Raw genomic sequence first — 26,656 nt, forward strand, 5'->3', positions numbered from 1 at the left:
TACCTTTTCATGGAATCGTTTTCAAAAATAATGTATCATTAAGTTTGCAATATTTAAAATATTTAAAATGTTTGTAACGTATATAAAATAAATATGCTTTCTAAGGAGGAGTTCCATGGATATAAGACAATTGCGATACTTTGCCACTATTGTTGAAGAAGGGCAAATCACTAGAGCAGCAAAGAAATTACATATGGCCCAGCCCCCCCTTAGTCAACAGCTAAAAGCGCTGGAGGAAGAACTTAGTACTCTGTTAATAGTACGAAATGGAAAGAATATAGAACTAACAGAAGCAGGAAAAGTTTTGTATAAGAGAGCTACTGACCTTTTAAATCAGATTGAAGAAACAATTATGGAGGTGAAAGAAGTAGGAGAAGGTCTTAAGGGAATCTTATCAATTGGATCTGTAAAAACATGCTTTTCTTACCTACCTGAACGCATTCGTTTTTTCCGAGAAAAGTATTCAAACGTTACATTTCGTTTATACGAAGGGGATACCTATCGATTATTACAAGATTTAAGAAATAGGCATATTGAGGTTGCTATAGTCCGGTTACCTTTAGAAGCAGAATCAGATGACCTATCCTCACTGCCATTACCTCCGGACCATTTTGTAGCCGTTATCCCTGAGAGTTGGAATTATGAAAATACATTAAGACTAGATGAACTTTCAAATATGCCATTAATGTTGCTACAACGTTTTAAGGGTGTCGGTCAATATGAACTGGTTATAGAAGCTTGTAGAAAGTATCACTATGAACCAAATATTGTCTGTCAATGTTCCGACGCTGCTATGATTATGTCCCTAGTTAGAGAAGGTGTCGGTGCTTCCTTACTCCCAAGGTCTGTCTTACACTCATTTTCTATGAATGGCTTGAAAATATTGGAGCTTGAAGAACTTAGTATTCAATCAGATTCCGCCGTTATCTGGTTGAAGGATCGTTACATTTCAAAAAGTGCTGTTAAGTTTATTGAAACTTTTAAGAGGGAGTATAATGTAAATATTTCACAAGTAGAATGACTCAAATAATTTCATGATTCTATAAATCATAATCTGTTATCTATATTCCTCTTTCTGTATAACCAATGTTGCTAAGTTATATACGGATTGGGATAGAATCAAATAATATTGGGTACATTTCCGCCAAAGTAAAAAATACCCGCCTAAGATTCCTCTTAGACGGGTACCATTCCATTAAAAAATTGCTGGAACAATTTTAAACCGGTGGCAATCCCCACCCTATTGATATAAAAACACTCAATTCAAATCTTTATAAACGCTGTTATATCAACGTTACTTCGAATCATCCATCTTCAGAACAGCCATGAATGCTTCTTGTGGTACTTCGACTGAACCTACTTGTTTCATACGTTTTTTACCTTCTTTTTGTTTATCAAGAAGTTTTCGTTTACGAGAAATATCCCCACCGTAACATTTTGCTAAAACGTTTTTACGCATAGCTTTAATTGTTGAACGAGCAACAATTTTTTGTCCAACAGCTGCTTGAATTGGTACTTCAAATTGTTGGCGCGGGATTAATTCTTTTAATTTTTCAACGATGACTTTACCTCGCTCGTACGCAAAGTCACGGTGCACGATAAAGCTTAATGCATCGACTTGCTCACCATTTAATAAAATATCCATCTTCACTAGTTTTGAAGTCTGATAACCAATGAGTTCATAGTCAAATGACGCATAGCCCTTTGTATTTGATTTTAAATAATCGAAGAAATCATAAACGATTTCTGATAACGGCATTTCATAAATAATGCTGACACGTGTAGTATCGATATAATCCATTGTCATGAAGTTACCGCGTTTTAATTGACAAAGCTCCATAACAGCTCCTACATAATCGTTTGGTACCATAATTGTCGCTTTTACATATGGTTCTTCCACTCGATCAATTTTTTGAGGATCTGGCATAAATGACGGGTTGTCAACCTTAACTGTAGATCCATCTGTCATGTGAACATTGTAAATTACAGAAGGCGCTGTTGTGATTAGATCAATGTTAAACTCACGCTCAATACGCTCTTGAATAATTTCCATGTGTAACAGCCCTAAGAAGCCACAGCGGAAACCAAATCCTAGTGCTTGTGATGTCTCTGGCTCATATTGAAGTGCAGAGTCATTAAGCTCTAACTTTTCTAACGCTTCACGTAAGTCATTATATCTCGCTGTATCGATTGGATATAATCCGCAGTATACCATTGGATTTAAACGACGATAACCTGCTAATGGCTCAGCTGCTGGGCGATTAGCAAATGTAACTGTATCACCGACACGAGTATCGCCTACATTTTTAATGGAGGCTGTTAAATAGCCTACGTCACCAACTGTTAATTCAGACTGTGGTACAACTTTCGGTGTATGTACACCAACTTCAATAACTTCAAATTCTGCTCCAGTAGCCATCATTTTAATTTTATCGCCAGGCTTTACTGTACCATTCATGATTCGAATGGAAATAATAACACCTTTATAAGCATCATAAACAGAGTCAAAAATAAGAGCTTGTAAAGGTGCTTCTGGATCACCAGTTGGTGCAGGCACTTTCTCTACAATTTGTTCTAAAATATCTTCAATCCCGATACCGGCTTTAGCAGAAGCTAAAACCGCTTCAGAAGCATCTAACCCGATTACGTCTTCAACTTCTTGACGAACGCGTTCTGGGTCTGCTGCTGGTAAATCAATTTTATTGATAACTGGTAAAATTTCTAGGTCATTATCAAGAGCTAAATAAACATTTGCTAGTGTTTGTGCTTCAATACCTTGTGCTGCGTCTACAACTAAAATAGCACCTTCACAAGCAGCTAAACTACGTGATACTTCATAAGTGAAATCGACGTGCCCTGGTGTGTCGATTAAATGGAATGTATACACTTCGCCATCTTTTGCTTCGTACTTTAATTGTACCGCATTTAATTTAATCGTAATGCCCCGCTCACGTTCTAAATCCATTGAGTCAAGGAGCTGTGCCTTCATTTCACGAGATGTTAATGATTTCGTTTGCTCTAAAATACGGTCAGCAAGCGTTGATTTCCCGTGGTCAATATGTGCAATAATAGAGAAATTTCGAATATTCTCTTGTCTTTTTAAACGTGCTTCTCGGTTCATCTTTTCCACTCCTAATTAAACTATAATGAATTATACTATGAAAGATATGCAATGTACAACTACAACTAGTCTAGAAAGCCTGTTACATCAATACTTGTAAGTGTTTTATGCGATTTTTAGATTTTGCAGGTTAATGTACATTACTGCATGATTTCGGGGCTATTTGGGGCTAGATTGGGACTAATAAAATACGGCGAGCGTGTGTAAAGGAATGCGTGAGTAAGAAAGATTGAGGCTAATTGCTTCGATCTTTTTTGTTGGTAAATTATAAGAATCCACGGCGGCATATTAGGAGAAATTTGTTGGAATTGGTTAGCGATCCATACACTTATGATTGACGAAGATAATCGTGGATTATGTTACGGTTCTAACTTATTGTGTGTCTAAGTTATGTCCAAGCCAGCTATTAAACCGCTTGGCGTTTTAATAATGCACTTCAAGACTCCACAAAAAGCTGATTGGCCATTTTACAACGGGCAATCAGCTTTTTTGTCGTTTAGAGATGATTAATATACGTTGAATTGAAAACTACTCGCCACTTAGTTAACGCTTGAAGTGGGAGTCTTCTGTCGGGATCTGATAAAAAATCCTACCGACAACGCTCGGCGCTTGGGGATACCACCCGCAATAAACTAGACAGAAAACTACTGTCAGTATTATTATTTTCGCCTATCACAGTAGGCGCCTTCGCTGAATGATAGAATAGCATCTTCATCCAATATATCCAGTAAAGCAATAGGTACTTACCCGAATTGCCACGGACGATTTGCGCCCGCCTTTTTCTTTGGCTTATTGGTCCCTAATTCTTCTCGACTCATAATTTGCGGTTCCATTCCCTTTTCGATTTGCGAACTAAGTGCTCTCGAAAGCGTATACACATTCGGTGCAAAATAGACCCGATTTGACTCTAATTGGCAAATAGGACAAGTTGATTTTTCTTTATTCCCTGCCATTGATTTAAAAAATAACGTAAAATCTCCACAATCATTGCAACGAAATGTGTAACTAGGCAAGAATAAACCTCCTTATCCTATCATTTTGGCATAATATTTTTATCGAATATTTTTGTAGGGATTGCAATGGTACAACAAGCATTTGGAACATCGACTATGCCATTGATTCGACTTTCAACTGGTGCTGTACTTAGCAACATATAGGCTTGTTCACCTGTATAACCCAGCGTTTTTAAATACTCAATGGCATTCAAGCATGCCCGACGAAACGCAAGATTAGCATCTAAATAATGTTGTTTCCCATCCTTATTATCTACTGAAATCCCTTGGAAAACGAGGAAATCATTATAGTTTGGATCTACTGGGCCTGGTTGGAATACAGGATTCTCATAAATTTTATAGATTTCCATGCCACCTTTAATGACATCCACCTTTAGATCAATCCATCCTGCCATCTCGATACCACCACAAAATGTGATTTCTCCATCCCCTTGTGAAAAATGAAGATCTCCTACCGATAACTTCGCCCCCTCCACAAATACTGGGAAGAAGATTTTCGACCCTTTAGATAGATTTTTAATATCACAGTTCCCGCCATTTTCCCTTGGTGGTACTGTTCGAGCTCCTTCCTTAGCTACTCGATCAAACTCAGCCCCTTTTAATGTGCCGAGCACTGCCCTCTCCGGAGTCGGTGCATTGGCCAACGTTGGAACCCGAGCCGGGTTGGTCATGATGAGTGCTTTTTCTCGTTCATTCCATTTTTGCAAAAGTTCCATAGAGGGAGCAACGCCTATTAAGCCAGGATGGATAATCCCAGCAAACTTCACACCAGGTACATGTCTCGAAGTCGTATAAATGCCTTCAAAATCCCAGATTGATTTAGCTTCTTCTGGAAATTCGTCAACTAAGAAACTTCCCCCATTCTCTCTTGCGAAAATGCCGTTAAACCCCCACGCCGAATCTTGAAAAGTACCAATATCTAAAATATCTACGACCAGTAAATCTCCAGGTTCAACGCCGTTCACATAGACCGGTCCACTCAACACATGAACACGTGCAAGATTCACATCCCGAATATCATTTGGACTATCATCATTTTTAATTTGCCCATCTGTCCAGTCTTTACATTCCATTCTAAAAGAAGTGCCTGGATCTACTGAAAATGCTGCTGGTATGTCTGGGTGCCATCGATTGTGACCAGGATGCGCCTGGTCTTCCATTGGTTTGCTTAAATCTAGTTTGTACAGAGTTTTCACCATCTAATTTACTCCCCCCAGTTTCTATGTAAGTGATATATGCGATTTCATATTATCAAAGATAAATAGTAATGTCAAAGTATTCCGAATATTCCATCTCTTAAACTAGAAACAAACTAGAATGAATTGGGGTAGGTCAAATGTTTTCCTACAAAAAAATATCCAGCTACACTTACGTGCACTCTGGATATTTTATTTACTAAATTATATATTAATTGATTGTTGAATTAGGCTTGTTAACGTATTAATACCTTTTTGTTCTAAATGTACGCCATCTGGAGCAAAAAATTCTGGATGATTGATAGCAGTCGAATGCCAATCAATCAATGTAATATTATCGTGCTCTTGAGCTTTTTGTTGTAATGAATAATTCACTTTACCTTCCCAAGCACGTGGTACCCGAGTATTCACTAAATAAATATCGGCATTGGCGAAAGCTTCAAGTAGTGCATCAATTTGATCATTCGTAAAGAAACCATTTGTGCCGAGTTGAATAATAACAGCTTTATTTGGCTGATTAAAACTAGCATAATTAGGTGCCAATTGGATTGCTTGTGAAACTTGGCGGCCAATTTTTGCATCAATCGTAATGTTTGGATAGATATTATGCAAACTTGAAGCGATATCTATCATTAAAGAATCTCCAATTGCTAATATTCCATTATAGGATTCACTTTCAGGGTTAGCAGTTGTATCATTTTCTCCTTGCTTAGGTTCTTCTTTGTCAGGAGGGCTAGCTTCAGCTTTTTCATTCTCAACATTCCCTGAGTCGCTTTCTGGTGCTTCTTTTTCCGCTACTGCATCATTCTGCTTAGACGGTTGTTCTCCACCATCGATTTTAATTTCTGTTGGTTGAGACTCTTTTGACTCCGTTTTTTCTTCACCTACTACTCCTGTCATCCCAGTTAAAAATACTATCAGGAATAGTGGAACGAGCACCGTTGTAAATTTTCTAGCAATTGTAAGGCTGCTCCACTTATTTTTATTAATGATAAGGTGCTGTCGATAGTAGGCACGGAATCCTTCCTTCCGTATTGGCATTTCGATAAATCGATACGATAATTCAGCAATCATTAAAATAAGAACTAATTGTAATGCAACTCGCCAGTACGCAGGATTACCTATTTCATGGACTGGCGTACCCAATACCATAATCGGATAATGCCATAGATAAATTCCATACGATCTTGAACCTATCCAACGCAGAGGCTTCAACGAAAGTATTTTTCCTAAAATGCTAATTGGATGACAAACACATGCTATTAAAATAGCTGCATTCAAACAGAATAGGAACATACCTCCTCTATATAAAAAAGTTTGATATTCATCTACAAAAATAATACTTAAAATGAAAATACTAAAAGCAACTAAGCTTATTGCATTTAGTTTATTGACATGGTCAGTAGATAATTTTTGAGAAGATAGTCTTTTCATCGGCCAAACGAGCGCTAACCAGCAGCCTATAAGTAATTCAAAAGATCGCGTATCTGTCCCGTAATATACTCGACTTGGGTCCGCTCCCGGTTCATACATTATGCCCATTAACACAGCTGAGCATATTGCAGCGATAAAGATATAAATGGCTAATTTAGCCTGCTTTTTAACAAGAAAAAGCCCTAACATTAACACAATTGGCCAAATCAAATAAAATTGTTCCTCAATGGCTAAAGACCATAAATTTTTTATTGGTGAAGGGGATCCAAAACTATCAAAATAAGAGAGTTTATGAAAAATGAACCACCAATTACTTGAATAAAAAATAGAGGATATAGCATCTCCACGCAATGTATCTAGAAGTTCCTTATGAAATAAGGTAGCCCACGCGAATGAAGTAATAATCATTACGTATGCAGCAGGTAGTAGACGTCGGAATCGTCCCATCCAAAATGCCCCTAATCCTACCGTTAACTGATTGCCTTTTAAGGGTAAAACAGTAGATGTAATTAAATAACCCGATAAAACAAAAAAGATATCAACTCCTAGGAACCCACCTCTGGCCCATCCGAAGTTAAAATGATAAGCTATCACAGCTAGTACTGCTAAAGCTCGAATCCCATCTAACCCAGGGATATAACGATGATTGACTGCCTTGCCTGACATAATATTCCGTCCTCTTCTTCCGATAATCCATAAACCTTTGCGATTTTTATAGTGTAAACGTTAGTTTTAAGTTACATCGTCCCCTTTTAACGATTGAATCAGTGCATTCACTTATATAATTGACGCATGAGTATTTATAAAAGTTTACATTTTATCACATAAACAACACGAAATTCTTCTCATATGTATAGTTAGCCTTTATCCTTTTTGGAATAAAGGATCATTTTACCCATCAAAAAAGCATCTCCAAAAATGGTAGATGCTTCAAAAGCGTATTTCGCCTATTGCATATGCCTCAAAACTTTTACAATTCAAAGTCAAATCTTTATGTGCTGACTCGAAAATTATAAGGCAAGAAACGAATAATTAAAAGGCTTAACTTCTATTTTTTCTAAAAAAATTTCTAGCATTTTTGTAAACAATTATTCTTTTAAAAAAATATTAAAATGCAACGCCTAATTGGCAAAAAGAGAGACTATTATGATAATCTCTAATATTATTGTTTTTACTATTGTTTTTCTGTAACAAAAGATTTTGCTATAGCTTTTCCTATTACAGCAATTGTACGATTCAATTCTTCTTCTGTATTGTCAATTCCACCTATTTCGATTAAAATCATTTCTTTTGTTAAATCTTGATTATAACGTCCATCCACATTGTCACCACTTTTTGATATAACACCCCTAGAAATTTTCGGCACAATTTCATTCATTGTAGCTGATAAACTTTCTGCATACGCAGTATTCCATCTATAATTTTTATGCTCTGCACCAATGACAATTGCAATCCGTGCATATGATTCGTTATTATGAGTTATCGTTGTCGCATTTTTCCTGGCAGAATCTCGATGCAAATCAATCACTAAATCGTAGGATTGCTCTTGTAAACGTTTTGCTAAATAAGGACGTACAACGTTGTAAGCTGCCGGAAAAAGTTTTTTCTGACGTTTTAATTCCTTCATCACATCAACATCTAAAACGTCCGTTTGTATACCGTTCATACTAAAATGCTTAGAAATAGTATCTTTTAAATTAAAAATATTTGTTTTTTCATCATAAACTGCCGCTTTCCCGCTAACAGCTTGCACCATCGGTTGATATGATTCCTGTGAATGCGTAAATACTAACAATACTTTAAATGGATCTTTTATTTCCTCTTTAGTTTCCTCTTTTGTCTCCTCTAGGACACTTTGTTCAGGTAGATTAGTAGCGGCAAACACGACTGGTTTATCCTCTGGCTCTTTAATCGGAGTCGATGCTTGCTTGTTGAACGGAAGTTGCCCAGCAATGACAGGTAATACGAAGAAGAACAATAATAAACCAAATGACCACTGTAGTTTTTTTAGCAAAGTCACACCCTCCTCCCCATATCGTATGGAGAGGATGTGCCTTTTAGAACGAAAAAAATTATAGATTATTTGCCCATTTCATAAGCATAGATGATACGAGTTTTGCATAATTATCTATCCAATAATCAGCTTCTTTTGGCGTAACCATCAGCTGTGTATGAGAGCCTGCGAAAGTCTCTGCAAACAATTGCTGACGCTCTTCTTTAGACCACGTAGCCCATTCACCAAAAATCGGCTGTACTAAAGACATGTCTAGTTCTTTATTTATATCTGGTTGCCAAGAAGACAATGACAATTTTGATGAAGGTTTACTCCGCTCTGACACACGTGCAGCTATAGAACGTAGCATTACCTCTACAGCATCGGCAATTAGTACAGGCGCATCAACTACTGTTGGGATACCAATTGCAGTAACAGGAATGCCAAGCATCTCATAAGAGATCTCCTTACGCTTATTTCCTACGCCTGAACCAGGGTGTATCCCTGTATTTGTTAATTGAATTGTTTTACATAAGCGATCACTAGCTCTTGTTGCAAGTGCGTCTACAACAATAATTAATTTTGGCTTTAAACGTTCAGCTATCGCCGCTACAAATTCACCAGTTTCATATCCTGTTTGTCCCGTTACACCAGGGGCATACATGACGAATTTTTCATCAATTACATCTAAACTATGCAAATGATCAATAAGATATGGTCCTATAGCATCTGGTGTAATTGTACGATTACCTAGACCAATAATTAATATTTTGTCATCTTCTTTCCATGACATGGATTCATGCATTTTTTTAAAATTCACAAGCAATTCTTTCTCAAGCTGCTCAAATCCATCTCGATCTTCTAACGTCAAAGTAGGTACAGAGAGGGTAATGTACTGCCCCTTCTTTTTCCCAATTTGTTTCTCGCCTTCTGCATTCACAACTACATCAGTGATTTTTACCCGACCAGCATTCCGATCTTCAATTTGAATACCACTCGAATCTTCAAGCGTTTCTTTTTGCTCTTTCGTTTGATGTAATACAACCTCTTCAGATTCATCGATTAAATCTGTACGTAGCCAATTAAAATTTTGCATACAGTTCACCTCATCTGTAGTTTGTTCAAACTGTCAAGTAAATATTCTTTGCATTTATCTATTGCAATTTGGCCAAGCGTTTGTTAAAATGATTTTTGTTGTATTGACACAAGAAATCAATGAGAAGATATCATCTCGTACCTATTTTAGGAGGTGAAACATATGCCAAACATTAAATCTGCGATTAAACGCGTAAAAGTTAACGAAAAAGCTAACGCTGCTAACACTAAAGCTAAATCTGCAATGCGTACTACAGTGAAAAAAGCTGAAAACGCTGTTGCTGCTAAAGCTGAAAACACACAAGAACTTTTACAAGCAGCTTTCAAATCTTTAGATAAAGCAGCTTCAAAAGGACTTATCCACAAAAACGCGGCGGCTCGTAAAAAGTCTCGCCTTGCTAAAAAAGCGTAATTGTTGTAAAAGATCAGTATACTCTATTAAGAGTTGCTGATCTTTTTATTTATAGGAAAAATCAATTACGCCTAAAGAGCTGCCCATATTGCTTTGGACAGCTCATCAATAGTTGTTTTCATTCTACATAACCGTTATCCCCTAAAGTCGGCGCAGTAAGAAGAGTTCTAAATAACGCTCACGATTGCCTCCTGTTGATTTCAGTTGTAAATCGACCTCTGCTAACTGATATAAGGCCTTCAATAAGCTTTCCTCTGACGGACGATTACGCTGCTCCACCATTAACTTGACACGATAAGGATGTATTTTTAAATTTTTTGCGATTTGCTGTGGATGATAACCCTTTTTTAATAAATAAAAGACATTGGACATCGTACGCACATTTGATGCAAGTAATCCAACAAGCATGATAGGCTCTTGCTTTTGACGCAGTAAATCATGATAAATAGACAATGCTCCAACAGAATCGTTTGCAAAGTAAGCATTTAACATTTTAAAGGCATCCTGCTCTAATGTTTTTGCTACTAAATCCTCGACTAGCGTGGCCGTTATTTCACCACCATCTCCTACATAAATAGTTAGCTTCTCAATTTCCATTTGCAACTGGAGCATATTTGGTCCAACCATAGCGACAAGTTGCTCAATCGCATTTTGTTTTATGCTGTTGCCTCCTGCTTTCACTATACTTTGTATCCACACAGCTAAGTCCTGCTCCTTTGGTGTTTCAGCTTGGACTAATAACGCATGCTCCTTCATCATCTTTGTCACTTTTTTACGTTCATCCAATTTCTCATACGGCGCGATAAATACTGTTACTGAAAAATCAGAAGGGTTAGCAAGCCATGATTCTAAACGCTTTATATCATGGTCAATTTTTTCTTTGCCCTTTTCTGTTGCCTTTAAAAAAGATGCGTTTTTAGCAATAATAAGCTTTCGCTCAGAGAAAAAAGGAATTGTATCTGCTTCATCTACAACGACATCCACTGGCATTTCTTCCAAATCAAATGTTGACATCTCGATCTCTTCTTCGGACCCTATCGCTTCTTTTAATCGTTTAACTGTTTCGTCTATAAAATAGCTTTCTTCACCAACGAGTAGATAAACTGGTGAGAGCTGTCCTTTTTTAATATTATTCCAAACCGTTGAAATCATAATTTTCCCTCCATGTAGCAATACTACTAGTATACATGATTTTTATTCCTCTGTGACTTTGACCGAATTGTGTCGATTCCTTGCCATATGGCAAATTCTCTGTTTCTTTATAGCTTTTATGAAATTGATGTCTTATAATAAATAACAGAATTGGAGGGATAACAATGAATCCATTTGAAGGAAAAAACATACAATGTAGCCGTAACGATGCAACCGATTCTGCAGTTGGCTTCGGTGTATCATTTGGGATGTTTACGCTTATGTTTCTTATCGCAATTATAGTAGAAGTAGCATCTAGATAATTTATTTTATGTCTAGGAAAAGACCTTGCTCATATTGGACAAGGTCTTTTTCCTATTGTACAGACCAACTATTTTTACGAATTCTTACTTCAATCGTCCCATCTATTCCAGTTGTTAATGTAGATAAATGTCGACTTGTAAAACGCTCCACAATCTCCTCATTTGGATGACGGTAGCGATTATTGAGCCCAGCGCTGAAAATGGTTAGTTCAGGCCGTAGCAGCTCTACAAACGGTTCAATACTTGATGTTTTACTACCATGGTGCCCGGCCTTCAACAATGTCATATCCGCTAACTGCTTGTTGTATAGATGAAGTAGCTCCTGTTCGCCATGCTCCTCTAAGTCACCCGTTAACAATGCTCGAAATGAACCCTGTTGCATATATAAAACGATTGAATCATCATTGCCCTCATAAAGAGTGTCTGGGGGCCATAAATAATGAAAACTAGTGTTTCCGATGCGCCACGCTGTTCCCTGCATTTTTTCTTTCACAGGAACTCTTTTCTTTTTGGCATCCATCAGTAAATCCCGCATTACTGGCTTGTCCATTGAACCAGGGGTGAGGTGAATTTCATGCATGTTAATCTCTTGCAAAATCTCTTCAGCGCCTTCTACGTGATCGGCATCCGCATGAGTGGCGATAAAGATATCAATATTTCGTATCCCTTTTCCTTTCAAAAACGGTACAACAACTTGTCTCCCGACCTCATATGGACTTTCTGACGTCTTCCATATATCCTGCTGCTCAAAGTGTAGTAAGCCACCTGAATCAATGACATACACAGCCCTTCTAAACGGTAATTCAATAACTGTACAATCACCTTGACCAACATTTAAAAATGTCAGTTTAGTTTCGCTAAACAGCATCGGCAAAAAATGAATACATAATGCAGGAATGAGGATCACAACTGCAAATTTACTATACTGTTTTATCTCGATAAAATAGAGGCCTGCTAATACACTTATTAACGCCACGCAAATAAGCCAGATAACAGGCTTCCCAGGCGACCACAGCTGAAACGGCAATTCCTGAATATATAAAATAAACTTTGTAAGCCAAACACGGAGCGGCTCGTACACATCAAATAAAGCTTTTGCTACTGGCATTGATAGTATTGTTATAACAAACATGGTCATATTAAAAGGCAGAATAACAAAGGAAAACAGTGGTACGAAAATAATATTTGCTAGAAATGAAGAAATAGAAATTTCATAAAAATGATGGAGCAATAATGGATACACAAGAAGCTGGCACACGAATGTAATGAAAAATGAGCGGATTAACCAGTTCGCGAAACGTCTAAAAATGACAGCTGAATAGACGAGACTAACCGCTGCTAAATATGACAATTGAAAACCAATCTGATAAATGACACCTGGCTCAAGAAGAACAAAGCAAATAAAGCTAATTGCTAGTGCATCATCAATAGATACGTGCCACCGAAAGTACCGCATTAACATGATTAATTCTACGACAGATACTGCTCGCCATACCGAAGGAGCACCTCCAGCTATCACCCCATATATAGGCAAGATGATGAGTAACACTAAGGTCGCCATTTCCTTCCTTACGCCTATACGTAGAAGACCTTCAAAAAACAACCATGAGACGAATGCCACATGTAAACCAGAGATAGCAAATATATGTGTGATGCCAAGCTTTTGATAGGCTCTTTGAAGATCATGGTCGACTTGATCCTGCAATCCTATTAGAAGTGCTTGTGCCTCTGCAACTAGCGACTTCGGGAATGTTATTTCAATATGTTTTTTCATATAATGTCTCTGTTTTGCAAGAAACGACCGAATGGATTTTTTCTCTTCTATAAAGGCCCAATTTGAAACTTCATATATTCCCCTAGCACCTTTACTGATTAAATATTTTTCCATAGAAAACGCATATTCATGTGCGGGTGGAAGGGGTGCTATTAGTTCTCCTTGAACTAGATAGGTCCTACCTGTCAATGACGTAGTTTCATAAAAGCTTTTCTCTACTTCTGACGAAAAAGTATAGACGACATACAGCTTCTCATCTGTTTCAGTTTTTACAAAGCCTCTGAGCTTTTGACCATTTATTTTATATTCGCTCGACCAAGTTATTGGGAATGTTGACGGTAGAGGGGAAGAATCCGTCAGTTGGAATGTAACGATGAAGAAATAGGAAAGACATCCAAAGACAATCACAAGCGCTGAAATTAAATGTATTTCACCTTTCCATTTAAGCCAGAATGCCAAAAGTAGAAGAACGGCAAGTAGCCAAGCTGACTTGTGTGCTGCTATTGAAGCAACAAGTACAGCTAGTGCTACGTAAATCCATTTATGCTTTAAAGCATTTTGCCAAATAATGAACTCACCTTCTGTTCATATGGAAGCAATTTTTCTGCTGGCATACCACTCTCACGAAGCTCGTTTAGCATGTCTATGTACAAGGCTAATTTTTCATCGCTTAAGAAGTCGATTTTACGTTCATCAAACGGAACGTGTACTACCTCTACACTTGCTTTTTCAAATAACTCTTGTGCATAAGGGTTATTTTTATAATCCGTAGCGTAATACACACGTTCAATACCTGCTTGAATAATAGATTTCGTACATGGTAGACATGGGAAATGTGTAACATATAAGTCTGCACCTTTTGTAGGCGTCCCATATTTAGCACATTGTAGTAGTGCATTCATTTCAGCATGCACTGTGCGCACACAATGGTTATCTACAACATAGCAACCATTTTCTATACAATGTTCATCACCTGTAATTGAGCCATTATAGCCACCTGCAATAATTCGCTTATCTCTAACGACAGTTGCTCCTACTGCAAGCCTTGTACATGTACTACGTAATGCGAGTAAATGGCTTTGCGCCATAAAAAATTGATCCCAAGTAATTCGCTCCATATGACTACCTCCGAAATTTTACATACATTGAATTAACAAGGCTCTTCACCATAACGTGTGGTTGATTTCCGTTCCGACTGGGCGCTTTGCCGCTGCCGCTTCGTTAACACTCCGCTTTCGCGCAGAGCAGAGCTTCCTGGGGGCGTCCGATGAGCCGCTTCGCTTCGCTCCAGGGTCTCGGGCCAACAGATGTCTTTTGCGCGAAAGCGTGAGTGCAACGTAGCGGCAGCATAGGGTTTTGGTTTTGTTTGTGCGAAAGCGCAGCGACAGCAAAAGGGTTTTATCTGCGCGAAAGCGAAGCGGCAGCGGCAACAGCACGATGTTGGTCACGGAGGCGTTATCACAGGATGTGATGCTTTTAGCCTCCGTTCCTCTATTGCTGTTCCCCAAGGAGTCGCCCATTCTCCACTCCAATCAACTTATTTACGAGGCATACGTCTTATCAAATTTCATCCACAACTTTTGGTGATTAGCCATTAACAAACTGTGCCTTACTGCAACAGTCACTATGCTTTATAGTGTAGCCCTTTTTGAAAAGAGTCGTCAATATCTCAGAAAGTACTACCATTACTTAACTGTAATAAAATCCTTTAGCTTCTCAAATGTTTTGTCGCCAATACCACTCACTTTTTTTAAATCCTCAATTGTTTTAAAGGCACCATTTTCCTCACGGTACGAAATAATGCTTTGTGCCTTTGATGGACCAATACCTGATAATGTCGTAAGCATTGCTTCATCTGCTTTATTTAAATTGACCTTTTGATCTTTCATACCGTTGTCGCCTTGTGAAGTTCCGCTAGCAGACATCGTCAAGAGATTAGAAGTAATTTCGTCTAGCTTTTCACCCTTTTGAGGAATGTAAATAACCATCTCATCCTCAACTTTTTGCGCATGATTAATGAGTTGCGTTTCAGCATCCTGGGTATAGCCACCTGCAAGCTGTACGGCATCTATAATGCGTTTACTGGGCTGTAACTCATAGACACCAGGATACATAACAGCACCCTTTATATCAACAAATACCTGCTGTATGACCGCTTCATCAACAGATTCTTTTATTTCATGTTGTTCAATAGGTTGGATTGTTTCGATGAGCTCTTCTTGGGGAGGTGAAGAGTCAGAACTCGAAAAAAAGAAGTAACTAAGTCCACTGATAACAAGTATGCCGGGGATCAACATACTTTTTTTATACTTTTGCCAAAAAGATTGGATCATCAACTAACATCCTTTCCTTTGCAAAAGGTAATCATATGGAGTCTATTTCATCTTACAATATCATTCATGCGTTGAAAAGATAATTTATCTATTAAGACAAAAACGAAGGCACCTGCCCTTTGCTATTATGACACTGACATAATGTTGTGAAATCATGTTATTATTGGAATCATAAAGGTCACCACCAAAACGACTAATTTACAGCACATATATTAAAAAAATGTCATCTACCACTTTTGGTGATGAACCACAATAAAAAAGACACATTATGCCTTTGCGTACTGAATGGAGGAATAATATGCAGCTAACAATACATGCAAAGGGAGAAAATGTAAAAGCTATCTCCTACTTACTATCAAAAAATCCGAATAATTTATATGAACGGCGCGTAAAGGATCATTTAGTTCGACTTGTTTATCACGAGCTTTCTGAAACAAGTCTTGTTGTGACAATATTTGTTACACCAAATGCACTCGCACTTGTTCAAAATGACAATGCACTTGATATTACACATTATATTAATGACCGTGAATTCGCCGCTAGTAGTATTTTTTTATCCCTTATCCGTTCTGCTTTAGGTACTGCAATCAATTATGCCTCGGCATAATTGTGTCCGGATTCGGCTTTGTGCTTGCACAAAGAACTCCTTTCCGATTCCGTGACATCCGCCGGAGGCTTAACTTATTTCAGCGGATGTTTGAACATCCGCTGAAATAAGTTAAATGGTAAACCAAAAGAACAATATATTGAATTTGTAGCTCAAGCATTTTCATTTTCATTTGAATTCGGTCCAATCGCTTCAGCTATGACAAATGAAGCTATACATGAATTGTTTCAGCCTCTTGGATACACCGTAAACATTGAAGCTTTGAGTAACGACCATCGCGCACGTTTTCTTACATTATCTGCGGACATTACGCTACAACAAGCACTACAGCATCTCTTTGTACTGATCCCCGTTTTAGATGATTATAAGCACTACTTTATTGATGAGTTGGAAGTTGATAAGCTTAAACGATACGGAGAAGGCTGGTTAGATACACATCCAATGAAAGAATTTATTTTTAAAAAAGCTCTACGCTTCTCCCATTTATATAATGGAAACACAGCACCACAAAATGTAAAGCGGTCACTCAATACATTACGCTACGAAAAAATTGTTGAAACCATTAATAATCTACCTCGAAAATCATCAATTATTGATTTTGGTTCAGGTGAAGGAAAGCTTTCAAGTTTACTTGCCTACGTTAAAGGAATTGACGAGTTGCTTGCGGTTGAACCAAGTGAAGCTGCAATGAAAAAAGCAATTAAGCGTTTTGAAGGCTTAGAGGATGCATTCGTAACCCCAAAACCTACATGGGGCTCGCTATTTTATTACGATGCTCGATTAGAACATAAAGACGTCATTGTTTTATGTGAAGTCATTGAACATATTAATGAGGAACGATTACCTAAAATAATGGAGTTGATTTTAACTCAATATAGTCCTCAAACATTAATTGTGACAACACCAAATGCCGAATACAATGCTGTTTACAAATTGGATGAAATGCGTCATGATGATCACCGATTTGAATGGACACGCCAACAATTTCAAGAGTGGTGTCATGCGATGAATCGCAACAAACAATATGAGCTTTCATTAACTGGCATCGGCGATCAACATGATATTTACGGACAACCAACCCAAATGTGCATTTATACGAAAAAGGAGGAGAATGTATGAACATCAAGATTCCACATGCAGGGATTGTTCTGCTAATTGGTCCATCCAATAGTGGAAAATCTACTCTTTTACAACAATGGGTTAATACAGGTATGCTTTCTCCTTCTGAAATTATTAGCTCTGATGCTTATCGAACACTTGTTTCAGATACAGATTATATCGATTTTCAACATCATTCGAAGAAAGAAGCAGATTTATTGTATGATGAATATTTCGCTATTTCAGCACAAGCCTTTGCAGTTATGGAACGCGTATTAGAGGCTAGAAGCTCATTAAATAAATGTACCTTTGTTGATGCTACACATTTACAATCAGAGGAACGTCAAAAATATATTTCACTTGGAAAAAAACTACATGTTCCGGTTAGTGCAATTGTATTGGACATTCCTCTTGATGAATTGTTACATCGAGATACTTTGCGCAAAGACCCAAGAGGTAGTAAACGTATTAAACAGCAGGCACGTTTATTAAAAGCAGAAAAACGATTTATTAAAAAAGAGTCGTTTACAAAAACCTATATTGTGACAGAGACGGATGGACTAACATTATCAAGACAAAAGTCACCGCTACTGTTAAATGTAGATGCTGGGCTTGATATTATTGGTGATATTCATGCCTGTTTTGATGAATTTATCGAATTACTTGGTAAGCTAGGCTACGAAGAAAATGAGGAAGGTTACTATATTCATCCACAAGGTCGACGCTTTGTTTCGGTTGGAGATATTATGAGCCGAGGACCAAAATCAATTGCAACGATGGACTTTTTTGATCGCCATATAGAGCGCGAGCTTGCCTATATGACTGACAGTAATCATGGCTGGAAAATCGCTCGTTGGTTAGATGGACGCAAAGTAACATTACATCACGGGGATGAGCTAGTTGAAGCTGAATTTAACACTTATGAGGAAGTTTACGGAGTGGAGAAAACAAATGCCTTAAAAGCTCGTCTCGCAAAATGTTTACTTGCTGCTCCCTCTCACTATTTGTTAGTGAATAACGGCATTTCTTCAGCTGTTGTTACACACGCAGGTATCCGTGACCGTTATATAGGAAAACAGTCGACAAGAATTTCTGATTTCTGTCGTTATGGTGATGTTCAGGGGCAAGATAAATCTGGAAAACCTATTCGTAATGATTGGTTTATAGAGCATCAAACATCACAGCTTATTATTTGGGGGCATGATCCTAAAATTCAGCCGTTAAAGCAAAATAATACGTTGAATATTGATCAAGGAGTTGTTTTCGGGGGGCAGCTAACTGCTTTTCGCTACCCTGAAAAGACAATTGAGTTTGTGAAGGCGTATAAAAACTATGCCGGTATCGAACGAAATCCTCTACTTGAGGCAAAAGCTCAACGTTTTGCACCACCAAACATTGGGGCATTTTTAGAAGGATTCACAGTGGAAACTGCCTACTTTAACAATGTACAAATAGGCGGTGCTCATGCAAAGGCAGCGATCGACAGTGTTTCTCATTATGCACTACCGTTAGAACAGCTAGTTTATATTCCACCAACGATGAGCCCAACACCACAAACATCTTCGTTAGCAGATACGTTGGAACACCCTTCTGAGGCATTTACTTATTATAAAAAGAATGGTGTCCAGACAATGATTGCCGAGAAAAAACATATGGGCAGTCGCGCTGTTCTTTTATTGTTTAAAGATGCGCTTATCGCAAAGGAATACATTGATACAGAAACACTTGGTATCATTACAACTAGAGCAGGAAGACGATTTTTCGATAAAGAGACGGAACATAAAATTTTGCAACAACTTCATACAGAATTAATAGAGAAAAATTATTTCGAACAGTTTAATACAAATTTCGTACTACTCGATGCAGAAATTTTACCTTGGAATTTAAAAGCGCAACAATTAATCGATCAACAGTATGCACATGTAGCTGAGCATGCTCTGATGGACCGCACAAAGCTTATGGAGAAACTACGTGACACAGTACAAATCGATGTTTCAGAATGGCTTCAGGAGTATAAGGGGTTACTTAAAAATGCACAACGATTTTCAACTGTTTACCAAAATTATTGTTGGGATGTCCAGGATGCTTCATCTATTCAAATTTCACCTTTCCATGTATTAGCACATAGTTCGGAAACGTTTTTCCATAAACCGCATATATGGCATATGGAAATGAATCGACTATTTGCCAAAAATTCAACACTATTTATTGAAACAGAGTTTAAAGTCATTACGGATGAAGCTTCTGAACAAGAGATTATTACTTGGTGGGAGGAAATGACTGCTGCTGGTCATGAAGGTATTGTTATTAAACCTGAAATATTTGTCACAAAATATAATGGCAAGCTAATACAGCCCGCAATTAAAGTACGTGGTCGAGAGTATTTACGAATTATTTATGGTATGGACTATTTAGAGCCTTCACATTTAACGAGACTGAAGGAACGTAATCCAAGTAAAAAAATGAAGCATGCATTGCGTGAATTCGCACTCGGACTAGAAGGAATAGAACGTTTTGTTAAAGGTGAATCGACTGCCCGTATTCATGAATGTGTACTCGGGACACTAGCACTCGAAAGTGATCCTGTCGACCCTAGACTTTAGTAAGATCGCCACGCATCATAATGTGGAGGTGAGCACAAGGCGTTCTTTCTCAAACATTTTGCTGAAGAACTCTTTTTCTGATATTCTATCCGTCACTTAAAAAGTGCCACACTGCCTATTGGACAGTGTGGCACTTTTCATCATTACTTTCTACAAGCGTTATTCTGCTAAGATGTCATTAAATTTCGCTTGAAGCTCAGTCGTTAAAATTCCCTCATTGTAAAAATGGCGAATAAATACATTTTGCATCATATCATCCTCTTGAGCGGGATTCATCTGCATTAATATTTGATTAATCTTCTCTGCGAGCTGTACTGGATTAGCATACATCGTATTCCATGCACGAACCTTTAACTCTAAATAATCTGTACCTAGGGCCGCCTTCTCCAAGTCCTGTATGGGTACTGGCTCACTAAAATGCGCATACGGGTCTTCATATGTATCTGTATGTAAAAAATGAATACAATCATCTAATTTGTCTGCCACACGTATCGTATCTACAAAAACGCCTTGATCATTTTCATAAAGATTGCTATTTTCTAAAACTAAAAACGGTGCGTATTGCTGGAAGCTTTTAAATTTGTCTGAAGGAGTGGCGTTAATTCCCATTGAAGATTTAAGTGTTCTTCGGATGAAAAGCAAAAACAGCTCGCTGGTCAGTTTACCAGCGAGCTGTTCTTCTATTTCACCGCACGGATAAAAATGCGTTCACTTTCATATTCAGGACCTTCATCAGTAAAATCAGCTGTTACTTCTACATGCTTAAAGCCAATTTCCTGAAGCCATGCCATATACTGATCGATTGAGAACGTGCGCTGATTATGCTCCTCGTCGAAGCGTTCATACAAGTCACTCGCAGCATCACGCACATAAAACGTCATTTGGTGGACAACGGAATGTTCAAAATCGCCAGGCTCCGTATGCCATACATAGCTAATATCACCATCGTCATACGTAAACGGACCGTCTAAAAATATATCATTCATTTTAAATAACGAATGCACATCAAAAAACAGTTGACCTTCATCTCGTAAAGCACCATGAATACGTTCTAATGTTGAATAAACAGCTTTTTCATCCATTACATAATTCAGCGAATCAATAGCAATCGTTACAACGTCAAGCGCCTCAAAGCCATCTAATTCATCCATCGACATACAATAGAGAGGCACATGTAATCCTGCATCCGCAAAGCGCTCTGCAGCAATGGAGAGCATACTTTCCGATAAATCAACCCCACTCACCTTGTAGCCTGCCTGCGCGAACAACAAGCTAAGCACGCCTGTACCGCAGCCGATATCTAAAAGATTCGGGTATTGAGTGCTCGGTGCATGCTGCAAAACCCATCCTACATAACGTTCATAAGGAATATCCGTTTGCAACTCGTCATACACGTGTGCAAATCGTTCGTAGCTACTCACACTTAAGCCTCTGGCATGTCTAGTTGCGGCGCATCGCCCCAAAGACGTTCTAAATTATAATAAGCACGTTCATCTTTATGGAATACATGTGCTACAACATCTCCAAGGTCCACAAGAACCCAGCGTGCTCCATCGAAGCCTTCTACACGACGAATTTCATAGCCCTCTTTTACTGCTACCTCTTGTAATTCACGTGCGATTGCTTGCACTTGGCGATCAGAATTACCATGAGTAATAATAAAGTAATCTGCTAAAAGTGAAATGCCTTCCATATTTAAAACGACAATATCCTCACCATGTTTGTCGTCAATTGCTTTGTAAGCTGATTGTAATAAAGTTGAAGTCATCCTTTACTGTCCTCTCTTTTCATCATATCGTTGTAACATTCTATTGATAATGGATAAATGGGTTGTTTTGTGTCGATTAAAAATGCCAATGTATGGCGTACACAAGCGCTCATCACTTTATCCAAATTTTTCTTTGCTTTTTTTCGCAGAAGATCAACACCATCAAATTTACGATTGGGTTCAATCATATCTGCAACAAAAATAATTTTTTCTAAACGGCTCATGCCCACGCGTCCTGTTGTATGAAAACGAATAGCATTTAACATATCCTCATCAGTAATGCCAAATTCGCTTTCTGCAATATAAGCACCTACTGGACCATGTAGTAATTCACTACCCCAGCCAATAAGGCCAGCATCTAATTTTTCATCAAGGACGATTTGCTCCATCCATTCAATATCTGCATATTTCGCAATATCGTGAAGGATGGCTACTATTTCAGCCTTTTTTTCATCCTCACCATAAAATTTTGCTAGCCGGGCGGCAGTTTCCATTACACCAATGGTATGAATATAGCGCTTCTCAGGCATGCGTGGCTTAATCGCCGCTAGGTACTGTTCGCGTTCCATAAAGACCTTCCTCTCGTATGAACGTCTCTACCGCTTCTGGCAGTAAAAAAGTAACCGTTCCTCCAGTAGCAAGGCGTTCACGAAGCAGTGTGGACGATAAATCGATTTGGGGAGCTTCCACCATTAGTATAGGATACTCTGTTGTGGCCTCTGTTCCTGGACGCTTTACTCCTACAAATTGCACAAGCTTCACTAATTCATCAATACAGTACCATGTATAAAGCGAATCAATCATGTCACCGCCAATGATAAAGTAAAATTTCACATTAGGCTCTCTTATACACATCGCAGAAAGTGTCTTATATGAATAGGATACGCCACCCTTATCCACCTCATACGACTCCACAGAAAAATACGGATATGGACTTATTGCACGCCTTACCATTTCAAGGCGCTCCACATCACTAGCATCATGTCGTGCAAACTTATGTGGTGGTAACGCATTGGGCATAAAGCGAACTTCATCAAGATCTAAAGCATGAAGTACTTCATTAGCCATCATTAAATGTCCAATATGCGGTGGATTAAATGTACCTCCCAGTAAACCGACCTTTTTCATCGTTTCACCTTATTTCGTTGCTTTTGGTAATGCAATCTTTTTTTGATTGCGTGATTCTTTATATAAAACAACTGTTAGTCCAATTAATTGCACAAGCTCTGCATGAGCACCTTTAGCAAGTGCTTCTGCCACTTCATGCTTGTCCTCTTCACAGTTATCTAAAATACGTACCTTAATCAACTCTCTTACTTCCAATGCTTCACGAATTTGCTTTGTCATTTCGTCATTAACGCCGGCTTTTCCTACTTGGAAAATTGGTGTTAAATGATGTGCTTCTGCACGTAAAAAACGTTTTTGTTTACCTGTTAACATAAAAATTAATATCCTCCTAATTGCACCTTTAGTTGGGCAATCATTGAATTTGTATTCGGGTATTCATCAAGCCAATGCTCAAAAGCAATAGCCCCTTGATGAACAAACATTCCAAGACCCGTAACGACGGTTGCTCCTTTTTCATCAGCCGCTTTTAAAAAAGGCGTCATTAATGGATTATACACAATATCGGCCACAATTGCGCCTTCTGCAAGTTGTTCTAATGAAAATGGCATTGAAAAATTGCCCGTAGCAAGACCAGCCGATGTCATTTGCACTAAAATGCCGAAATCAGCTAATGATTCTTCCGCATCTGCTAAAGAAATAGCATTCCCTATACCCATTTCATCGACAATTACTTTTGCGTTTGCTACTGTGCGATTGGCAATGGTTAAATTCGTATAACCTTGCTGCTGCATAGCAAAAGCAACGCCACGAGCAGCACCGCCCGCACCAATCAGAAGAACTGGCTTGTCTTTATGTGACTTGCCAACCGCATCTTCAAGCGAGCGCACAAAACCAACACCGTCTGTATTGTATCCCTTTAATTTTCCTTCTTTTGTACGGACAACCGTATTGACAGCTCCCATTTTTTCTGCCAACTCATCTAGCTCATCTAAATAAGGAATGATCGCTGTTTTATGTGGAATTGTAACGTTCCAACCACTTGCACCTAATGTTTTTAGACCAGCAACCGCAGACTCCAAATTTTCAGAAGGTACACGTATTGGAATATACGTCGCATCTATCGACAGTTCCTGGAACCAAGCATTATGCATCGCTGGGGATTTTGAATGCTCGATCGGATCACCAATAACCGCAAACCATTTCTTCATTTCCTAGTCCCTCTTCTCTACTTGTACAACTTAAATTAGTGATGGGCGAATTGAAACTTGTACACCCTTTGGTGCATAAGCTGCTACAACTACATCAGCATGCTGCACAGTAATCCACCCAAGACCTGAGAATACAACATCTGTTTTCGCTTCTTTGATCGAGAACTCATGACGCACTAATGGCGGTAGCTGTTCTATAAATTCAGCAGTTGGAGGTGCGAGCAACTCACCCTTATGTTCTGCATACAATGTATCTGCCTTCTCAAGCTTTGTACGGTGAATTGGTAAGTCATTTGCCACATGTACCGTAAATGCGGAACGATCTCCTTGAATAAAGTCAAAACGAGCAAGGGCACCAATAAATAATGTTTGTCCTGCATTTTGTTGATATACTTTAGGCTTTATTTCTTTTTTAGGCATAATATATTTTAATTCGCTAGCGTCAATATGGTGTGCCATCTGATGATGATTAATAATTCCTGGTGTATCATATAATGAGCTACCATCATCTAGTGGAATTTCAATCATATCTAAAGTTGTACCTGGGAAATGAGAAGTTGTAATTACTTCACCTTCACCCGTAGCCTGCTTGATAATGCGATTAATGAACGTGGATTTCCCAACATTTGTACAGCCTACAACGTAAACATTTTGTCCATTACGGTACTCATCAATGGCTTCCATCGCTTCAGCCATCCCTTTTCCTTTATGAGCACTTACTAAAAGTACATCAACAGGTTGTAGACCTAGAGCCTTTGCTTCACGTTTTAGCCAGTTAATTACTTTTTTCGGTTTCACAGATTTCGGTAATAAATCGGCTTTATTCGCGATTAATAACACTGGATTTTTCCCTACGAAGCGGTGCAGTCCTGGTAGCCAGCTCCCATTGAAGTCGAATATATCAACAATTTTTACGATTAAGCCTTGCTGAGTTCCAAGACCGTTTAAAATACGTAAAAAGTCGTCATCTGTTAATGACACTGGTTGAATTTCATTATAATTTTTCAAACGGAAGCAACGTTGGCAAATGACCACGTCTTTTTCTAATGATGATGGGGGTGCATACCCAACTGCTGTTTTATCTTCTGTTTGAATTGTTGTACCACAGCCAATACAATTTGGCATTTCGTTCATTCTTTTTCCTCCCAAGTACTGATTCCTTTTCGTTTTAAAGTATTGAACACACGTCGTTCAATAAATCGATTGAATTTTGTTACGAGCCCATCTGATTGTGCAACCGGCTTTACTAGTACCGTATGCAAGCCTAGGCGATTTGCGCCCATTACATCAGTTAGTAGTTGGTCTCCTACCATTACTACTTCCTGCGGTCGTAGCCCCAATTGAACAATGGCGCTATAAAAGGCATTACGAAGTGGCTTTCTTGCCTTATGAATATAAGGAATACCTAATGGCTCAGCAAACTGCTTAACACGCGCTTCTTTGTTATTCGACGCAATAATAACACGAATGCCAGATTCTTTCATAATGCGAAGCCAAATAATAAGCTCTTCCGTTGCATCTGCACGGTCCCATTCCACAAGCGTATTATCTAAATCCGTAATAATCCCTTTAATACCTAAGTTTTGAAGCTTTTCCGGTGTAATTTCATAAATACTCGTGACAAATTCATTTGGTAATAAAAAATTATACAAAATAGCGACCCCTAATCTAAACGTATTATTCGACCATTATAGCATATTTGCGAAGGCTTCACCCATTTGAATTGGGCTTCCTTGTACAACATTTTCCGTAAATTCTATTGCATCCTTTTCAAACAGCATAACTACTGTTGAGCCAAATGAAAAATATCCGACTTCTTGACCCTTATGCCACTGTGTTGTTGTATTAGTGAGCACAATAGAGTTTACAAAGGTAGCGCCAACTTTAATAAACGCTATCTGCTGTTTATTTGCCACTTTCAGCTCCGTTACCGAACGATAATTGTGCGATATTGGCTTTTTACCGTATGTAAGACCGAGCTGATTAACAGGAAAGGATTTTTGACCAAGTGTATACTGTCGTAGCACCTCTCCATCAATTGGGCTATGAATTCGGTGATAATCTGCCGGACTCAAGTAAAACACGATAAAATGCCCATCTGCATATTGTGAAGCACGTTCTGTATTGCCAAGTAAATCTTGTAATGAATAAGGTTTACCCTTTACAAGGAATGTCATATCCCATTCGATACGCCCAAACGATTCTACTTTGGCATCCACTGGACTCACATAAGTACTGGGATTTTGTTCAATTGGACGTGCATTTTCTAAAAGCTCTCTTGTAAAAAAATCATGTAAACTTGAAAATTGTTGTTGTTGTTTCGCAACCTCTTCAAGTTTAATATCGTATACTTTCATGTAACTAGGGATAATACGTTTACTCCACTTTGCTTTTGCAATTGATTGCAAAAGCTGGGAAGATTGCTTACCGTTTGTTAATTCAATCAAGCGTTGATATAGTTTTTCTTTCATAAAACAAA

At 38.3% G+C, this 26,656-nt stretch carries 25 protein-coding genes and 2 pseudogenes; 7 read left to right on the top strand and 20 right to left on the bottom strand.

Annotation, left to right across the window (positions count from 1 at the left end; translation table 11 throughout):
- The first annotated feature begins 115 nt into the window (after window positions 1–115).
- Window positions 116–1,021 (top strand): LysR family transcriptional regulator, encoded by a 906-nt coding sequence (locus ABE34_RS24340; protein WP_197144965.1) that lies wholly within the window; start codon window positions 116–118, stop codon window positions 1,019–1,021.
- Window positions 1,022–1,294: 273 nt separating this feature from the next.
- Here the strand turns inward: ABE34_RS24340 and lepA are convergent, their stop codons facing one another.
- Window positions 1,295–3,121: a translation elongation factor 4 gene (gene lepA / locus ABE34_RS24345; protein WP_197144966.1), complete on the bottom strand. Its 1,827-nt coding sequence runs from the start codon at window positions 3,119–3,121 to the stop codon at window positions 1,295–1,297.
- A gap of 270 nt (window positions 3,122–3,391) precedes the next feature.
- Between lepA and ABE34_RS25325 the strand changes: the two are divergent.
- Window positions 3,392–3,499, top strand: a pseudogene (locus ABE34_RS25325) (GNAT family N-acetyltransferase); the annotation flags it as partial.
- Between the two features lie 365 nt (window positions 3,500–3,864).
- Here the strand turns inward: ABE34_RS25325 and ABE34_RS24350 are convergent.
- From ABE34_RS24350 to gpr, 5 genes are all read right to left on the bottom strand, one after another.
- Window positions 3,865–4,134, bottom strand: a complete 270-nt coding sequence (locus tag ABE34_RS24350; protein ID WP_241747223.1) for an FmdB family zinc ribbon protein — start codon at window positions 4,132–4,134, stop codon at window positions 3,865–3,867.
- Window positions 4,135–4,154: 20 nt separating this feature from the next.
- Window positions 4,155–5,333, bottom strand: a complete 1,179-nt coding sequence (fmdA, locus tag ABE34_RS24355; protein ID WP_197144967.1) for a formamidase — start codon at window positions 5,331–5,333, stop codon at window positions 4,155–4,157.
- A 201-nt stretch (window positions 5,334–5,534) separates the two neighbouring features.
- Window positions 5,535–7,430, bottom strand: coding sequence for an acyltransferase family protein (locus tag ABE34_RS24360; protein ID WP_197144968.1), 1,896 nt, complete (start codon window positions 7,428–7,430; stop codon window positions 5,535–5,537).
- Between the two features lie 508 nt (window positions 7,431–7,938).
- Entirely contained in the window at window positions 7,939–8,784 is an 846-nt protein-coding gene (gene spoIIP, locus ABE34_RS24365; protein WP_240518340.1) for a stage II sporulation protein P, read from the bottom strand.
- Between the two features lie 52 nt (window positions 8,785–8,836).
- The gene (gpr, locus tag ABE34_RS24370) at window positions 8,837–9,853 is read right to left on the bottom strand and encodes a GPR endopeptidase (RefSeq protein WP_197144969.1); all 1,017 of its coding nucleotides are present in this window, start codon (window positions 9,851–9,853) and stop codon (window positions 8,837–8,839) included.
- Between the two features lie 162 nt (window positions 9,854–10,015).
- On the opposite strand from gpr, the gene rpsT reads away from it, so the two are divergent.
- Complete coding sequence (rpsT, locus tag ABE34_RS24375; RefSeq protein ID WP_197144970.1) at window positions 10,016–10,264, top strand: 30S ribosomal protein S20; 249 nt, start codon at window positions 10,016–10,018, stop codon at window positions 10,262–10,264.
- A 141-nt stretch (window positions 10,265–10,405) separates the two neighbouring features.
- Here the strand turns inward: rpsT and holA are convergent, their stop codons facing one another.
- Entirely contained in the window at window positions 10,406–11,416 is a 1,011-nt protein-coding gene (gene holA / locus ABE34_RS24380; RefSeq protein WP_197144971.1) for a DNA polymerase III subunit delta, read from the bottom strand.
- A gap of 164 nt (window positions 11,417–11,580) precedes the next feature.
- Here holA and ABE34_RS24385 point away from each other — a divergent pair, with 164 nt between their 5' ends.
- Window positions 11,581–11,718, top strand: coding sequence for a YqzM family protein (locus ABE34_RS24385; RefSeq protein WP_197144972.1), 138 nt, complete (start codon window positions 11,581–11,583; stop codon window positions 11,716–11,718).
- Between the two features lie 52 nt (window positions 11,719–11,770).
- Here the strand turns inward: ABE34_RS24385 and ABE34_RS24390 are convergent, their stop codons facing one another.
- From ABE34_RS24390 to ABE34_RS24400, 3 genes are all read right to left on the bottom strand, one after another.
- A complete protein-coding gene (locus ABE34_RS24390) occupies window positions 11,771–13,951 on the bottom strand; it encodes a DNA internalization-related competence protein ComEC/Rec2 (RefSeq protein ID WP_206700764.1) in 2,181 nt (726 codons plus the stop codon).
- An 89-nt stretch (window positions 13,952–14,040) separates the two neighbouring features.
- Window positions 14,041–14,610, bottom strand: a complete 570-nt coding sequence (locus tag ABE34_RS24395) for a ComE operon protein 2 (RefSeq protein ID WP_197144973.1) — start codon at window positions 14,608–14,610, stop codon at window positions 14,041–14,043.
- 567 nt (window positions 14,611–15,177) lie between these two features.
- The gene (locus tag ABE34_RS24400) at window positions 15,178–15,825 is read right to left on the bottom strand and encodes a helix-hairpin-helix domain-containing protein (RefSeq protein ID WP_197144974.1); all 648 of its coding nucleotides are present in this window, start codon (window positions 15,823–15,825) and stop codon (window positions 15,178–15,180) included.
- Between the two features lie 298 nt (window positions 15,826–16,123).
- Here ABE34_RS24400 and ABE34_RS25730 point away from each other — a divergent pair.
- From ABE34_RS25730 to ABE34_RS24415, 3 genes and pseudogenes are all read left to right on the top strand, one after another.
- A pseudogene (locus ABE34_RS25730) lies at window positions 16,124–16,900 on the top strand (hypothetical protein); the annotation flags it as partial.
- Window positions 16,874–17,551: a methyltransferase domain-containing protein gene (locus tag ABE34_RS25735; RefSeq protein WP_241747226.1), complete on the top strand. Its 678-nt coding sequence runs from the start codon at window positions 16,874–16,876 to the stop codon at window positions 17,549–17,551. The pseudogene ABE34_RS25730 and the gene ABE34_RS25735, both read left to right, overlap by 27 nt.
- Window positions 17,548–20,133 carry an AAA family ATPase gene (locus ABE34_RS24415; protein WP_197144977.1) on the top strand — a complete coding sequence of 862 codons (2,586 nt, stop codon included), beginning with the start codon at window positions 17,548–17,550 and terminating at the stop codon, window positions 20,131–20,133. Before ABE34_RS25735 ends, ABE34_RS24415 begins: the two co-directional genes overlap by 4 nt.
- Window positions 20,134–20,292: 159 nt before the next feature.
- Here the strand turns inward: ABE34_RS24415 and ABE34_RS24420 are convergent, their stop codons facing one another.
- Genes ABE34_RS24420 through ABE34_RS24465 form a run of 10 tightly spaced genes read right to left on the bottom strand, consistent with a single transcriptional unit; the run spans window position 20,293 to window position 26,648 of the window.
- Window positions 20,293–20,775, bottom strand: a complete 483-nt coding sequence (locus tag ABE34_RS24420) for a hypothetical protein (RefSeq protein ID WP_197229943.1) — start codon at window positions 20,773–20,775, stop codon at window positions 20,293–20,295.
- A 38-nt stretch (window positions 20,776–20,813) separates the two neighbouring features.
- Window positions 20,814–21,554 (bottom strand): methyltransferase domain-containing protein, encoded by a 741-nt coding sequence (locus ABE34_RS24425; RefSeq protein WP_197144979.1) that lies wholly within the window; start codon window positions 21,552–21,554, stop codon window positions 20,814–20,816.
- A 2-nt stretch (window positions 21,555–21,556) separates the two neighbouring features.
- A complete protein-coding gene (rsfS, locus tag ABE34_RS24430) occupies window positions 21,557–21,901 on the bottom strand; it encodes a ribosome silencing factor (protein ID WP_197144980.1) in 345 nt (114 codons plus the stop codon).
- Window positions 21,898–22,470, bottom strand: coding sequence for a bis(5'-nucleosyl)-tetraphosphatase (symmetrical) YqeK (gene yqeK / locus ABE34_RS24435; protein WP_197144981.1), 573 nt, complete (start codon window positions 22,468–22,470; stop codon window positions 21,898–21,900). Before yqeK ends, rsfS begins: the two co-directional genes overlap by 4 nt.
- The gene (locus ABE34_RS24440; RefSeq protein ID WP_197144982.1) at window positions 22,439–23,029 is read right to left on the bottom strand and encodes a nicotinate-nucleotide adenylyltransferase; all 591 of its coding nucleotides are present in this window, start codon (window positions 23,027–23,029) and stop codon (window positions 22,439–22,441) included. Before ABE34_RS24440 ends, yqeK begins: the two co-directional genes overlap by 32 nt.
- A 9-nt stretch (window positions 23,030–23,038) precedes the next feature.
- Window positions 23,039–23,341 carry a ribosome assembly RNA-binding protein YhbY gene (gene yhbY, locus ABE34_RS24445; protein ID WP_197144983.1) on the bottom strand — a complete coding sequence of 101 codons (303 nt, stop codon included), beginning with the start codon at window positions 23,339–23,341 and terminating at the stop codon, window positions 23,039–23,041.
- A gap of 5 nt (window positions 23,342–23,346) precedes the next feature.
- A complete protein-coding gene (gene aroE / locus ABE34_RS24450) occupies window positions 23,347–24,177 on the bottom strand; it encodes a shikimate dehydrogenase (RefSeq protein WP_197144984.1) in 831 nt (276 codons plus the stop codon).
- A 30-nt stretch (window positions 24,178–24,207) separates the two neighbouring features.
- A complete protein-coding gene (gene yqeH, locus ABE34_RS24455) occupies window positions 24,208–25,311 on the bottom strand; it encodes a ribosome biogenesis GTPase YqeH (protein ID WP_079562867.1) in 1,104 nt (367 codons plus the stop codon).
- Window positions 25,308–25,829 (bottom strand): YqeG family HAD IIIA-type phosphatase, encoded by a 522-nt coding sequence (locus ABE34_RS24460; RefSeq protein ID WP_197144985.1) that lies wholly within the window; start codon window positions 25,827–25,829, stop codon window positions 25,308–25,310. The genes yqeH and ABE34_RS24460 overlap by 4 nt, the downstream gene beginning before the upstream one ends.
- Before the next feature lie 36 nt (window positions 25,830–25,865).
- The gene (locus ABE34_RS24465) at window positions 25,866–26,648 is read right to left on the bottom strand and encodes a phosphatidylserine decarboxylase (RefSeq protein ID WP_197144986.1); all 783 of its coding nucleotides are present in this window, start codon (window positions 26,646–26,648) and stop codon (window positions 25,866–25,868) included.
- Window positions 26,649–26,656 lie beyond the last annotated feature (8 nt).

Origin of the sequence: Lysinibacillus sphaericus (assembly GCF_015844675.1) — a bacterium.
GTDB classification, from domain to species: Bacteria; Bacillota; Bacilli; order Bacillales_A; family Planococcaceae; genus Lysinibacillus; species Lysinibacillus sphaericus_E.

Coding starts and splice junctions, on each gene's coding strand:
- rsfS (WP_197144980.1), bottom strand. CDS start 21,901: ATGACTTCAACTTTATTACAATCAGCTTACAAAGCAATTGACGACAAA.
- yqeH (WP_079562867.1), bottom strand. CDS start 25,311: ATGAACGAAATGCCAAATTGTATTGGCTGTGGTACAACAATTCAAACA.
- holA (WP_197144971.1), bottom strand. CDS start 11,416: ATGATTTCAACGGTTTGGAATAATATTAAAAAAGGACAGCTCTCACCA.
- ABE34_RS24395 (WP_197144973.1), bottom strand. CDS start 14,610: ATGGAGCGAATTACTTGGGATCAATTTTTTATGGCGCAAAGCCATTTA.
- ABE34_RS24360 (WP_197144968.1), bottom strand. CDS start 7,430: ATGTCAGGCAAGGCAGTCAATCATCGTTATATCCCTGGGTTAGATGGG.
- yqeK (WP_197144981.1), bottom strand. CDS start 22,470: ATGGAACGCGAACAGTACCTAGCGGCGATTAAGCCACGCATGCCTGAG.
- fmdA (WP_197144967.1), bottom strand. CDS start 5,333: ATGGTGAAAACTCTGTACAAACTAGATTTAAGCAAACCAATGGAAGAC.
- ABE34_RS24340 (WP_197144965.1), top strand. CDS start 116: ATGGATATAAGACAATTGCGATACTTTGCCACTATTGTTGAAGAAGGG.
- ABE34_RS24385 (WP_197144972.1), top strand. CDS start 11,581: ATGAATCCATTTGAAGGAAAAAACATACAATGTAGCCGTAACGATGCA.
- ABE34_RS24400 (WP_197144974.1), bottom strand. CDS start 15,825: ATGATCCAATCTTTTTGGCAAAAGTATAAAAAAAGTATGTTGATCCCC.
- ABE34_RS24465 (WP_197144986.1), bottom strand. CDS start 26,648: ATGAAAGAAAAACTATATCAACGCTTGATTGAATTAACAAACGGTAAG.
- gpr (WP_197144969.1), bottom strand. CDS start 9,853: ATGCAAAATTTTAATTGGCTACGTACAGATTTAATCGATGAATCTGAA.
- aroE (WP_197144984.1), bottom strand. CDS start 24,177: ATGAAGAAATGGTTTGCGGTTATTGGTGATCCGATCGAGCATTCAAAA.
- ABE34_RS24415 (WP_197144977.1), top strand. CDS start 17,548: ATGAACATCAAGATTCCACATGCAGGGATTGTTCTGCTAATTGGTCCA.
- ABE34_RS25735 (WP_241747226.1), top strand. CDS start 16,874: ATGAAAGAATTTATTTTTAAAAAAGCTCTACGCTTCTCCCATTTATAT.
- yhbY (WP_197144983.1), bottom strand. CDS start 23,341: ATGTTAACAGGTAAACAAAAACGTTTTTTACGTGCAGAAGCACATCAT.
- ABE34_RS24440 (WP_197144982.1), bottom strand. CDS start 23,029: ATGAAAAAGGTCGGTTTACTGGGAGGTACATTTAATCCACCGCATATT.
- rpsT (WP_197144970.1), top strand. CDS start 10,016: ATGCCAAACATTAAATCTGCGATTAAACGCGTAAAAGTTAACGAAAAA.
- lepA (WP_197144966.1), bottom strand. CDS start 3,121: ATGAACCGAGAAGCACGTTTAAAAAGACAAGAGAATATTCGAAATTTC.